Origin of the sequence: Alkaliphilus flagellatus (assembly GCF_018919215.1) — a bacterium.
In the GTDB taxonomy this organism is placed as follows: Bacteria; Bacillota; Clostridia; order Peptostreptococcales; family Natronincolaceae; genus Alkaliphilus_B; species Alkaliphilus_B flagellatus.
The window spans coordinates 16165-29735 of record NZ_JAHLQK010000005.1; the positions used below are offsets into that span (position 1 = coordinate 16165).

Annotated in this window: 12 protein-coding genes; all 12 read left to right on the forward strand. The window is 30.5% G+C overall.

The annotated features are described in order from the left end of the window. The first annotated feature begins 20 nt into the window (after positions 1-20). On the forward strand, positions 21-1178 hold the full coding sequence (locus KQI88_RS12750; protein ID WP_216417932.1) for a hypothetical protein: 1158 nt from the start codon (positions 21-23) through the stop codon (positions 1176-1178). A gap of 20 nt (positions 1179-1198) precedes the next feature. Next, the gene (gene yfmF / locus KQI88_RS12755; RefSeq protein WP_216417934.1) at positions 1199-2467 is read left to right on the forward strand and encodes an EF-P 5-aminopentanol modification-associated protein YfmF; all 1269 of its coding nucleotides are present in this window, start codon (positions 1199-1201) and stop codon (positions 2465-2467) included. 13 nt (positions 2468-2480) lie between these two features. Next, complete coding sequence (gene yfmH, locus KQI88_RS12760) at positions 2481-3773, forward strand: EF-P 5-aminopentanol modification-associated protein YfmH (protein WP_216417936.1); 1293 nt, start codon at positions 2481-2483, stop codon at positions 3771-3773. A 136-nt stretch (positions 3774-3909) separates the two neighbouring features. Beyond that, entirely contained in the window at positions 3910-4644 is a 735-nt protein-coding gene (gene lgt / locus KQI88_RS12765; RefSeq protein WP_216417938.1) for a prolipoprotein diacylglyceryl transferase, read from the forward strand. Between the two features lie 253 nt (positions 4645-4897). Continuing rightward, the gene (locus KQI88_RS12770; protein WP_216417940.1) at positions 4898-5047 is read left to right on the forward strand and encodes an aspartyl-phosphate phosphatase Spo0E family protein; all 150 of its coding nucleotides are present in this window, start codon (positions 4898-4900) and stop codon (positions 5045-5047) included. 415 nt (positions 5048-5462) lie between these two features. Beyond that, positions 5463-5894, forward strand: coding sequence for a division/cell wall cluster transcriptional repressor MraZ (gene mraZ, locus KQI88_RS12775; RefSeq protein WP_212378421.1), 432 nt, complete (start codon positions 5463-5465; stop codon positions 5892-5894). Between the two features lie 22 nt (positions 5895-5916). After that, entirely contained in the window at positions 5917-6852 is a 936-nt protein-coding gene (gene rsmH, locus KQI88_RS12780; protein WP_216417942.1) for a 16S rRNA (cytosine(1402)-N(4))-methyltransferase RsmH, read from the forward strand. A 33-nt stretch (positions 6853-6885) separates the two neighbouring features. Further along, positions 6886-7377, forward strand: a complete 492-nt coding sequence (locus tag KQI88_RS12785; protein ID WP_216417944.1) for a cell division protein FtsL — start codon at positions 6886-6888, stop codon at positions 7375-7377. A 14-nt stretch (positions 7378-7391) separates the two neighbouring features. Then, positions 7392-9560: a penicillin-binding transpeptidase domain-containing protein gene (locus tag KQI88_RS12790; RefSeq protein ID WP_216417945.1), complete on the forward strand. Its 2169-nt coding sequence runs from the start codon at positions 7392-7394 to the stop codon at positions 9558-9560. A gap of 140 nt (positions 9561-9700) precedes the next feature. Further along, positions 9701-11164 carry a UDP-N-acetylmuramoyl-L-alanyl-D-glutamate--2,6-diaminopimelate ligase gene (locus tag KQI88_RS12795; RefSeq protein ID WP_216417947.1) on the forward strand — a complete coding sequence of 488 codons (1464 nt, stop codon included), beginning with the start codon at positions 9701-9703 and terminating at the stop codon, positions 11162-11164. Beyond that, positions 11161-12552, forward strand: coding sequence for a UDP-N-acetylmuramoyl-tripeptide--D-alanyl-D-alanine ligase (locus KQI88_RS12800; RefSeq protein WP_216417949.1), 1392 nt, complete (start codon positions 11161-11163; stop codon positions 12550-12552). Before KQI88_RS12795 ends, KQI88_RS12800 begins: the two co-directional genes overlap by 4 nt. Positions 12553-12556: 4 nt before the next feature. After that, positions 12557-13555 carry a phospho-N-acetylmuramoyl-pentapeptide-transferase gene (gene mraY / locus KQI88_RS12805; protein WP_216417951.1) on the forward strand — a complete coding sequence of 333 codons (999 nt, stop codon included), beginning with the start codon at positions 12557-12559 and terminating at the stop codon, positions 13553-13555. Positions 13556-13571 lie beyond the last annotated feature (16 nt).

A 13571-nucleotide genomic window follows, 5' to 3' on the forward strand; every position in this document is an offset into this window, starting at 1 on the left:
TCTGAAAAAGGGGGGTAAAGATGAGTGTTTTTATTAGATCTTTTTTATTTATATTAATTATAATACTAAGTCTTCTTACAAATGGTACATTTGAGAGGATATTGTATATGGTTTTAGGAATTTTATTATATTTGATAATTAGTAAAGAAAAAAACAATAAATTTGGATATTATAAAAAAGTTATAAGTGGATTAATTATAGGATATTTAATTGCAAATACTATTCTTATAAGTAGCAAATATGAAATTGCATATGAAAAGTTTAACAACAATAATATAAGTGATAATAAAACAGCAATTATATTATTGTTTGACATTGATCTACCAACATATAAGCCATCAATCCTTATTAAAAACTTCAAAGATACTAATGCATTTCTCAAATTTTATAAACTACCTTTTGATTTATATAAGCATAAGATTTTGATAGAAAAATTTGGTAGAAATATAAATACATTTTATAGTGAACTAATTACTAAAAAACTGCAAGAAAATCTAGGTGAAGATTATATAGTATATAAAGGATATGTAAATCAAGCTCCTTATATAGAAGAAACCATACAACAAGCAATCAATAATGGGAATTCTCAAATTATTGTTACACCTATTTCATTAGTAGGAACAAAAGATATAGAGTTACACCACGGCATGGTTCAGGAAACTAAATTTCAGACTGAAAGTGTGAAATTTAAATCTACTAACTATTTATGGGATAGTGAGTTAATAGCAGAATCGTATTTAGAAAAAGTTAATTCTAGCATACAGGTTATAGATAAAAGTAGAGCTGGAATAGTATTAATTGGAGAGGTATTTAATAAAGAAACTTTAAATGAAACTTATATAAAGCAAGATGTCTTATTTAGAGAAAAAATAAGGAATTTACTAAAAAAAGATGGATATGATAATAATAAAATCAGATTAAGTTTTTTAAATAAAAGGTTAATTGAGGAAGAAGTGGGAAGACTAATGGAATATGGTGTTGGACAGATTATAATTGTACATGTCTCAAATCAATCTCAAAAGAATTCTTCTTTAGAAATGGTACAAAATGTAATGAAATCCTTGGAAGTTCCACAAGATATAAAATTTGTCCAGATATATGGATGGGCGCCAGATGAATATATGATTCACGAATTATTAAAAAGAATAGAGCTTGCAAAATATAAGGCTAATGAGTAATTATATTAGGAGGCATACAAATGAATAAAATTAAAAGTGAAGAAATTAAAAAAAATGTATTTTTACATACACTTAATGAAGATAAGTTTAAAACAAACCTAATTAATTTTTATGTCCAAAGACCCTTGATTAAGGAAGAGGTTACATACAATGCACTTTTACCAATGGTGTTACAGAGAGGCACTAATACATATAAAACTTCTAAGGATTTATCTAAGAAGCTAGAGGATTTATACGGCGCATATGTATTTGGTGATGTAGCTAAAAAGGGAGAGAGACAAATTATTAGATTTTCAATGTCTGTAGCTGATGAAAATTATATAGGAAAGGACAATGTTTTACAGGAAGGCGTAGAGCTTGCCAATGATATTCTAACAAATCCTATTTTAGATAATGGGGTATTTATAAAAAGTTATGTTGATCAAGAAAAGGAGAATTTAAAAAATCGGATAAATAGTCGTATCAACGATAAAATGAAATATGCAATAGATAGATGTATTGAGATAATGTGTAAAGATGAAAATTACGGTATTTATGAATATGGTAATGTATTGGATTTAGAGAATATAACGCCAGAAAGTCTTTATAATCACTATAAAAAAGTGATTACAACTAGCCCATTAGATATTATAGCTGTCGGAAATATGAAGCATGAGGATATAAAAGAAATATTGCTAAATACGCTTAAAATAAATATTGATGAAATCGTTTATCTTGAAAACAAAATAGAAGAAGTAAACCATCTAAGAGTAAAGGAAATAAAAGAAAAAGTAGATATTAGCCAAGGTAAACTAACATTAGGGTATAGAACAAATATACCTTATTATGACACTTTATATCCTGCATTAATGCTATATTCGAGTATACTGGGTGGGGGGGCTCACTCTAAGCTTTTTATAAAAGTGAGAGAAGAAAATAGTCTTTGTTATTATATTTTTTCAAGAGTTGAAAAATACAAGTCTCTAATGTTAATTAGCAGTGGTATAGAAATAGAGAATTTTGAAATGACAAAGGATGTAATTGCTAAGCAGATAATTGAAATGGAAAAAGGAAATATTACAGATCAAGAAATAGATTATGCTAAAAAGTCAATCATTAACTCAATAAGAGAATTTGGGGATAGCTCTAGTAGTTTAGCGGAGTATTTATATGGTCAAGTATTTAGTAATAATATTGAACCTATAGAAGACTTAATTACAAAAATAGAGTCAGTTACAATAGATCAGATTGTAGAAGTTGCGAAGAAAATAAAGCTAGATACTATTTATTTTCTTACAAATGAAGCATAGGGAGGTATACTTTATGGAAATTATTGAACATAGAGGAAATTTAATTAAAGAGATAGTTTATGAAAAGAAATTAAATAATGGACTTAAAATATTTTATATGCCTAAAAAGGGATATACGAAACAATATGCTATGTTTGCTACTAACTTTGGATCTAATGAGTTAAAGTTTAAAACAAACAAAGAAGATAATGTCTATGAGGTTCCTGAAGGTATTGCACATTTTTTAGAGCATAAGATGTTTGAAGAGCCTGAAGGTAATGTTTTTGATAAATTTGCCGCTAGGGGAGCTAATGTAAATGCATATACCAATTTTAATATTACTGCATATTACTTTACTTCAACTGATCATTTTTATGAAAACTTAAAGGACTTAATTTCTTTTGTTCAGTCTCCATATTTTACTAAGGAAAATGTAGAAAAAGAAAAGGGTATTATTGCGCAAGAAATTAAAATGTATGATGATAATCCAGAATGGAAAGTATATTTCAATTTACTTAAAGCTATGTATAGGGAACATACAGTAAAAAATGAGATTGCAGGAACTGTAGAAAGTGTGAATAAAATTACAAAAGAAGATTTATACAATTGCTATAATACATTTTACCATCCTAGCAACATGGCTGTATTTATAGTTGGAGATTTAGATAAAGATAAAGTGTTTAAAACTATAGAAAAATATTTTAAAGATAGTTCTAAAAATAAAGAGCCAATTGATATAGACCGGTATTATCCAGCGGAAAGTAGATCAATAGGCCAAGTACTAATAGAAGAGGAGATGTCTGTATCTACACCTTTATTTTATATTGGATATAAGGATATTGATTTAGATTTAAAGGGACGGAAACTTTTAGAGAAGGAGGTAGAATTAAGACTTTTATTAGATATTCTATTTGGAAAGAGCTCAGAACTATTTGAAAGTTTATACGATAAAGGGCTAATTGATGATTCTTTTGGAGGAGAGTATTCAGGTGATTTAAATTATGGACATACTATTATTGGTGGAGAGTCAAAGGATCCTAAGGAAGTATTAAAGATTACTAATAATTATATAGAGAAAAAAATAAAGGAAGGACTTAATAAGGAGGACTTTCAGCGCATAAAGAAAAAGCAAATTGGAGAAAATCTTAGTTATTTTAACTCTATAGAATTCATTGGAAGCTCCTTTATATCATATTTTTTTAAGGATATAAATTTTATTGAATACATAGATGTTTTAAAAGAAACTTCTTTTGAAAAAGTTGAAGAAAGATTAAAAAATCACTTCTTAAAAGAAAGACAAGTTCTGTCAATAATAAAGGGATCTTAATTTTATGAGTTATATATGACATTCTTTCAATTTTAAAATATTATCGATTGCCTTTTCAATATTGGTCAAATGTAATATAATCTACTATATCGATTTTAAAATATGTTTATAGTAAATTATAGGAGAGGTGTTAAAAATGGATCCGATAGCTTTTAGAATTTTCGGAGTAGATGTTGCCTGGTACGGGATTTTAATTTCTCTAGGTATATTGTTTGGAATTGCAGTAGCTACTTATCGTGCTAAAAAAGAGGGTTTATATAATGATGTCATAATGGATTTAGCACTTATAGCTGTACCGGTAGCAATTGTTGGAGCGAGGGCATATTATGTTATTTTCAGCTGGGATTATTATAGTAAAAATCCAAAAGAGATTATAAATATAAGACAAGGAGGCTTAGCTATACATGGTGCTATTATTGCGGGTGTATTAGTCGGGTATTTATTTTGTCGGTATAAAAAAATTGGGTTTTGGACTTTAGCTGATATATGCGCTCCAAGTATTATATTAGGGCAGGCAATTGGAAGATGGGGTAATTTTGTTAATCAGGAAGCTCATGGAGGACCTACAAACTTACCTTGGGGTATTGAAATCAATGGAGTTAAAGTGCATCCAACTTTTTTGTATGAATCATTATGGAATTTTGGAGTCTTTATATTTTTATTGTATTATTCTAAAAAGAAAAAGTATGATGGGCACATATTTATCCTGTATCTAATTTTATATTCTATTGCGAGATATTTCATAGAAGGTTTAAGGACTGATAGTTTAATGTTTGGACCCTTTAGAGTTGCCCAATTGATAAGTATAGTAAGCATTATAGGTGCCATTTTTATGGGTCAAATTTTAAGAAAACGAAGAATAAGAGAATAGATTTATAAACAATAATTATTTGATATTTATATAAAATACAAAAAAACTCTATAATAATACAAAGTTATCCATAAAGAAAGATTTAGATTATTAAATCGAGAAATTAAGAGAAAAAAACAGAAAATATCAATAATATTAATATAAATCACCCTAACTTTATTTGACAAACTTTGATTATTTAACTAATATTTAATCATGACTAATCGTATAATGACATTGTTAAACATGAGAAAAGGAAAATTGGGGTGAAAACATGTTGAAAAATGAAATCGAGAGACTACAGGGGATGTTAAATGAAATGATTTTAAATAAGGTAGACAATAGCTTAATATATGATTTGAGTACTCAACTAGATGAATTGATAGTGAGTTACTATAGACAGATAAAGTTAACTTCTAACTAAGTTATCTTAATAACCAGTTAAAGATAATAACATGTCTTAAATATATAGAATTAACTATACTAAAAATCTAGATAGTTAATTACAAAATTTTAATAATAGTTATACTAATATATTAGATAGCTAATCATAGCTGCCGTGGGAAACGGCAGCTTTTTATTTTTTTGAAAAACTAAATATCTTTTTATTAGGTTAATATATTAAAAAAACTAGAGATTAATAATATTTTGAGCAATTAAAAATTTAAACTGAATTTTCAATTGTGACAGGAGTCGGTGTGATAAAACATACGACTTTTTTATTTTTTGCAATTTAATTTAATATATAGAAGGATTTTAGGAAAAATGATAGAATTAGTATGTAAAAGTGGTGCAAAGTGGCATGTAGTGGGTTAAAAGCCCATAAAGGTGGGATGAAAATGTTTATTGGGGAATATGGACATTCGGTAGATACTAAGGGAAGAGTGAGTATTCCAGCAAAATTTAGAGAAGAACTTGGTGAGCGTTTCATCCTTACAAAGGGATTGGATAATTGCTTATTTATTTATTCTATGGATGAGTGGAGTATATTAGAAAATAAACTAAAGCAATTACCATTAACAAATAGGGATGCAAGAGCATTTGTGAGATTCTTTTTTTCTGGAGCAACTGAATGTGAATTAGATAGTCAGGGAAGAATAAGAATCCCTACCAATTTAAGAGAACATGCTATTTTAGAAAAAGATGCAGTAATTATAGGAGTAGGTACAAGAATAGAAATTTGGAGCAATGTAGAATGGCAAGAATACAATAGTGATGAAAATTTAAGCTATGATGAAATAGCAAGTAAAATGGCAGAACTAGGTATTTAATATATATGATGAAGGTGATTAAATGGAATTTAAACATATATCAGTATTATTAGAAGAGTGCATAGAAAACTTAAATATAAAAGAAAATGGTATTTATGTAGATGGTACTCTGGGAGGTGCGGGTCATTCTAAGGAAATTGCAAAGCGTTTAGGACAAAATGGATTATTAATTGGAATTGACCAGGATGAAAATGCGATTAAAGCAGCTTCTGAAAAACTGTCGAATATGATGGATAGAGTTAAATTAGTTAGAGATAATTTTAGTAATTTAAGTTATGTACTAGAAAGCCTTGGAATATTGGGATTCGATGGGCTCCTTCTTGATTTAGGCGTATCTTCCCATCAGCTAGACGAGGCTGAAAGAGGATTTTCTTATATGAATGATGCACCATTAGATATGCGAATGGACAACCGTAACATTTTAACAGCTAAAGACATTGTAAATAACTATTCTGAACAAGATCTTGAAGATATAATCAAAAGCTATGGGGAAGAAAAATGGGCAAAGCGTATAGCACAGTTTATTGTAAAGTTTAGAAATGATGAAGAGATAGTTACTACTCACCAACTAGTAGATATTATTAAACGAGCAATTCCTAAGGGAGCACGTATTGATGGACCTCATCCAGCCAAGAGGACATTTCAGGCTATACGAATAGAAGTAAATGGTGAACTAGATATTATTAAAAATACTATAGAAGCAGCAGTTGAAAAACTGAATAAAGGTGGAAGGATCTGTATTATTACATTTCATTCTCTAGAAGATAGAATTGTAAAAAATGCTTTTAGGGCTCTTAGTAATCCTTGCACTTGTCCAACAGAGTTTCCTATTTGTCAATGTAATAAAAAACCTACGGTTAAAATAATTACACGTAAGCCAATATTACCTACAGATGAAGAACTAGAAGTAAATCCAAGATCGAGAAGTGCTAAGTTACGTGTAATTGAAAAAATATAGTCCAGTTCTAAATTGGAGAGAGGATGAATAAAATTGGTATTAGCTCGAAAAGAATCTGCTTATATACATGAACAAGTAGAAGAAAAGCAACAGTCTAAAACTCGTAAAAGCAAGAAGCTAAAGAAAAACTATAAATTCGAAAAATTTGTTATAGCTATTGCTCTTGCTACTGTATTTGCCTTTAGCATATTATTATTAACAAGATTCATGGCTATTACCGAAGTAAAACATAGAGTTAATAGCTTGCAAAATCAGATAGAGAAATTAGAGATTGAAAAGGAAAAGTTGAGAGTGGAAGTTGAAAAGGTTTCAAAATCAGGATGGATTGAAAGTGAAGCAAAAACCAGATTAGGAATGGATTATCCATCTTCAGACCAAATGATATATATTAATATTAATCCTACAAAGGTTACAATGCTTACTAGCGAGATTAATAAAGCAAAGGATGGTAATTTTGATCAACAAGAGGAAAATAAAAATTTGAGTAGTTTTTTTTCAAGACTAGTTAGCTATATAAGGATTTAAAGGGGGAAATTTATGTGTCACAACCTAGTATTTCTAGCAAAAGAAGACTTTTATTTATTTTTACAGCCGTATCTTTAGTTTTATTTGGACTTATAATACGACTAGGATGGATACAGATAGTAAGAGGAGAAAAGTATAAGGAACTAGCCAATAGATATCAAACCAGGGATATTCCTATACCTGCAAAACGTGGAGTAATTTACGATAGAAATGGAAAAGAACTAGCAATAAGTGCCAGTACAAATACAGTATGGGTACATCCTAACGAAGTAGATGAACCTGAAAAAACAGCAGCAGTTTTATCGAGTATTTTAGAATTAGATGAAGAAACAGTGTTGAAAAAAATAAAAACTAGCCAGTATATAGTAAAGATTGCTCCATATATCGATGATGAACGTGCAAAAGCGATTAGAGCAGAAAGACTAAAGGGTATTTCTGTTTCTGAAGATAATAAAAGGTTTTATCCTTATGGAAACTTTGCTGCATACATTCTTGGTCATACAACTGATGATAATAAGGGTATGGCTGGTATTGAGTTAGAGTATGAAAAGTATTTGAGTGGTATACCAGGTAGATGGATTAAAAATACAGATGGAGCTGGTAGACAACTTTCTTTTAGTACAGAAAAGTATCACCAAGCAGAGAATGGTCTCAATGTGGTGTTGACAATAGATGAGGTTATACAGCACTTTGCAGAAAAGGCAGTTCAAAATGCATTAGAAGTTAATAAGGCAAAACGTGTGTCTGTAATTGTAACTGATGTTAAGACTGGTGAAGTGTTGGCGATGGCTGTTAAACCAGACTATGATCCTAACTCTCCAAGGACTCCAATAGATGAAGAATTAAAAAAACAAATCGAGACAATGGATCAAGAGAAGCAATTAGAAGCATGGTATGCTATGTGGAGGAATCCAGTAATAAATGATACCTATGAACCAGGATCTACGTTCAAGCTGTTAACTACAGCTGCAGCTCTAGAAGAGGGAGTTGTCACACCGCAGAGTACATTTGTTGATAATGGATATATAATGGTGGCAGGACAGAGGATTAGATGTTGGAGATGGTATAATCCTCACGGGCATCAAACTTTAGTAGAGGCAGTACAAAACTCATGTAATCCGGTATTTGTTGAGCTAGGACAGAAAATGGGAGTAGAAACATTCTATAATTATCTAGATGGATTTGGTGTATCAGATATTACAGGAATAGATTTACCAGGAGAGAGAAAGTCTCTTATGTATTCTATAAATAATGTAGGACCAGTAGAACTTGCAACAATTTCATTTGGTCAAAGTATTTCTGTAACACCAATACAGCTAGTTAATGCAGTAGCTGCCATTGCAAATGATGGAAAGTTAATGAAGCCTAGAATAGTCAAGGAGTTAACTGACGATGATGGAAATGTAGTTCATCGCTTTGAAGAAACAATGATTAGACAGGTTATTTCGGAAAAAACTTCTAAGACAATGAGAGAGATGATGGAAGCGGTTGTTGCTGACGGTTCTGGGAGTCATGCCTATATTCCAGGATATAGGGTAGGAGGCAAAACTGGTACGGCACAAAAAGTTGTTGGAAAAGGTTACGCTCAAGGATTATATGTATCTTCATTTGTTGGAATAGCGCCAGCTGATGATCCTAAGTTAGCTATATTAGCAATAGTTGACGAACCACAAGGCTTTAGTACTTATGGAAGTACAACGGCAGCTCCAATAGTTAAGGAAGTATTGGAAGAGACACTTAGGTATTTAGATATTAAGCCGAAATATACGGATAAAGAGGAAGAGGAGTTTGGTAGAGCAAAAGTAACAATACCTGAGGTTAGAAATATTACTGTTAAAGAAGCATCTAAAATATTAATTGACAATAATCTTCAATTTAATACTGAACCAGAATATTATGCAGATGAAAATGCTATCGTTGTTGATATGTTCCCAAAACCAGGGGCCAATGTACCAGAAAAATCTATTATTTTGCTTTATACTAAACCAAATGAAAATATTCCTTCCACTGTGGAAGTTCCAGATTTAAAGGGTAAGACCATAAAGGAAGTTAATATAATTTTAAATAATTTGGGTTTAAAACTAAAAATAAGTGGAAGTGGCTTAGCATCTAGTCAATATCCTGAAGTAGGTACAACGGTTGAAACAGGTACAATAATAAGTGTTGAATTCAAGCCCGAATAAGATCGATAACGGTGTATATGACATAATAATATTTTTAAAGTGGGCAACTAAAAATTAAAGAATTATACTTTAATTTTTAGTTGCCTTTTAAAAAGCAACATAACAGTTAATAATACCTAATAGTACTTGGAGGTGTCCAGATGCTCTTAAAAGAATTATTAAACAATATTGAAGTTATTAAAGTTAAAGGAAACATTGACATAGAGATTAATGATGTTCATTTTGATTCACGATTAATAAAAAAAGATAATTTATTTATATGTATAGATGGTTTTAAAACTACTGGACATTTATATGTAAGAGATGCAATTAATAGAGGTGCTACAGCGATTGTTACAGAAAAGGAAATTGAAACAGATGATGTAACTGTTATTCAAGTTGAAAATGCGAGAAAAGTAATGGCATTAATTGCAAACCGTTTTTACGAGGAACCTACAAAACAATTACCAGTAATAGGTATTACAGGCACAAATGGAAAAACTTCAATTACATATATGGTTAAAAGTATTTTGGAGTTTCATGGCAAAAATGTTGGTCTAATTGGCACTATATCAAATTGGATTGGAGATATAGAAAGGGAGGCTGTTCGAACTACACCAGAAGCCTTGGACTTGCAGAAAATATTTGCTGAAATGCTAAAAGAAGAAATAGATACATGTATAATGGAAGTTTCTTCCCATGCTTTAGAGTTAGGAAGAGTAGAAGGATGTACGTATATTATAGGTGTATTCACTAATTTAACTCCCGATCACTTAGACTTTCATAGTAATATGGATAATTATAGAAATGCAAAGAAAAAGTTGTTTTATAAGACAACATTATGTAATATTATTAATGTTGATGATTTTCATGGAAAGATAATAGCAGATGAAATAAAAAAACTTAGAGTACCTCTACTAACCTTTGGTATTAAAGAAAAGGCTAATATTTATGCTACTAATATAAATGTAGATATTAAGGGCGTACATTTTGACATACATATGCCAGTTGGGACAAGATCTATTTATGTTAAAATACCTGGTATATTTACTGTTTATAATATAATGCCAGCAATTGTAATCTGTTACATTCTTGGATTAAGCTTAGACGAAATATGTGTTGGTCTAAATGGCATGAAGGGTATACCAGGACGATTTGAAATAATTGAAGAAATAAAGGATTTTGCAGTGATTGTAGATTATGCCCATACTCCAGACGCTCTTGAAAATATACTTCAATCTGCCAAGGAATTTGCTAAAAATCACATAATTACAGTATTTGGATGTGGTGGAGATAGGGATACAACTAAAAGATCTGTAATGGGTGAAATATCTGGTAGACTTAGCGACTATAGCGTTATTACATCTGATAATCCAAGAACTGAAGATCCCTTAAAAATAATAGAAATGATTGAATCAGGAATAAAAAAAGTAACAGATAAATATAAGGTTGTAGAGGATAGAAAATCTGCAATAGAATATGCCATGAAAATTGCAAAAAATAACGATATAATTATTATTGCAGGTAAGGGTCACGAAGTAACGCAAACTATAGGTAAAGATGTGCTACCTTTCGATGATCGTAAGGTAGCGATAGAAATAGCTAGGAAGGAAGGACTAATATGATTGAACAAAGTATTGAAGCCATTGTGGAGGCATGTAATGGCGTTATAATTAATAAAGGTAATATGGATACAGTTAATAAAATATCTACAGATACTCGTACAATTGAAGCAGGTAGCATGTTTATCCCTTTAATAGGTGAAAATTTTGATGGCCATATGTTTATTGAAGATGCCATAAAAAATGGATCCAGTTCCGTATTAATACAAGAAGGTAAGCTAGAGAATATAAGTATATCGAAGGATATAACTATTATACAAGTAAAGGATACTTTAGAAGCATTAATGAATATAGGGCGTTACTATCGTAACTTATTTAATATTCCATTTATAGGTGTTACGGGTAGTGTTGGAAAAACAACTACTAAGGACTTAATTAGTGGAGTTTTATCTGGTAAGTATAATGTACATAAGAACATTGGTAATTTTAATAACCAGATTGGCCTACCTATGACACTTTTGAATTTAGAAAATCACCATCAGATTTCTGTACTTGAAATGGGTATGTCATCCTATGGAGAAATATTAGATCTAGTTAATATTGTAAATCCTAAAATTGGAGTAATAACAAATATTGGTGTTTCTCATATCGAACATTTTGGTAGTAAAGAAAATATTATGAAGGCTAAGATGGAAATAGCTACTAACCTAGTTAAGGGAAACTATTTGCTAGTTAATGGAGATGATGAACATTTAAAAAATATTGATAAAACTAATAAAGATTATGAAGTAATTTTTTATGGATTATCCTCTAGTAATGATTTCTACCCTACTAAGGTTGAGGATTTAGGTGAGGGTGGAAGCAACTTTACAGTAGATATTGAAGGTAAGCCTATAACATTTAAAATAAAACAGCTTGGTCTACATAATGTATATAATGGATTAGCTGCAGTATGGATTGGTCTAAAATATAATATGACTGTAGAAGAAATACAAAGGGGATTAGACAACTTCGAACCATCTAAAATGAGGCTAGAAGTAATAGAGAAGAATAATATGAAAATTATTAACGATGCATATAATGCTAGTCCAGATTCTATGAAAGCAGCTTTAGATGTTTTACAAACCATGAAAGCTCCTAGGAAGATTGCAGTATTAGGTAATATGTTTGAAATGGGAAGCTTTGCGGAAGAAGGACACAGAAGCGTGGGAGAGTATTTAGCTAAAAAGAAAATTGATATATTAATTACTGTTGGGGAGATGGCCGATTGGATAGGTTTGGAAGCTAAGGAACATGGACTAGATGAGCGGAAAATTTTTTCAGTGCCTAGTAATATGGAAGCTATTAATATTCTAGAAAAACATATAAATGAAAATGACGCTATTTTAGTAAAAGGTTCTAGGGGTATGACAATGGAGGAAATTGTAAGGTTTTTACAAGAGAGGAGATAATGCAATGATGTTAGAACATAGACAGATTATATATACTATTATTATAGGATTTTTTGTTACCCTAATCTTGGGACCATTAATAATTCCATTTTTAAAGAAACTTAAAGTGGGTCAAACAGTAAGAGAAGAGGGGCCTAAAAGTCACTTGCAAAAAACTGGGACCCCTACTATTGGAGGCATAATTATAATTGCATCTATATTAGTTACTTCCTTCACATCAGGTTTAATTAATAGAGATTTATTAGTTGCATTAGGGGCCACTGTGGCATTTGGATTAATTGGATTTATTGATGACTTTATAAAGGTAGTATTAAAACGGTCTTTAGGCCTAAGGGCATATCAAAAATTAAGTCTTCAAATCGTAGTTGCAGTTTTTTTAGCAATATATCAATCTAGTATTTCTGTTATGGGAACTAAAATAATTGTCCCATTTATAAAAGGAAGCTTTACTTTTGGAAATATTGTTATACCTCAATACTTAGATTTAGGAATTTTATATATACCATTTATAGTCTTTGTAGTAGTAGCTACTGTAAATAGTGTAAATTTAACTGATGGTTTAGATGGATTAGCTTCTGGTGTAACTCTTATTATTGCAGCTTTCTTTGCCCTATTGGCTATGAACTGGGGATATACTAGCCTAGCTATTTTTTCTGCTGCAGTAACCGGAGCATGTTTAGGTTTTTTAAAATTTAATTCTCATCCAGCTCAGGTTTTTATGGGAGATACAGGTTCCTTAGCATTAGGGGGAGCAATTTCAGCTGTTTCCATACTTATGAATGTAGCTTTAATTATACCTATAGTAGGTGGTATATATTTTGCAGAATCTTTATCAGTTATTTTACAAGTAGTTTCATATAAACTGACAGGAAAACGTATATTTAAAATGAGCCCATTGCACCATCATTATGAGCTTAGTGGATGGGCAGAAACTAAGATAGTAGTTGTGTTTTGGGTTGTTACCGTTGTTCTTTGCTTAGTAGGAGTATTGGCTTTAAATTAAGAAAGCAGGTGTATGT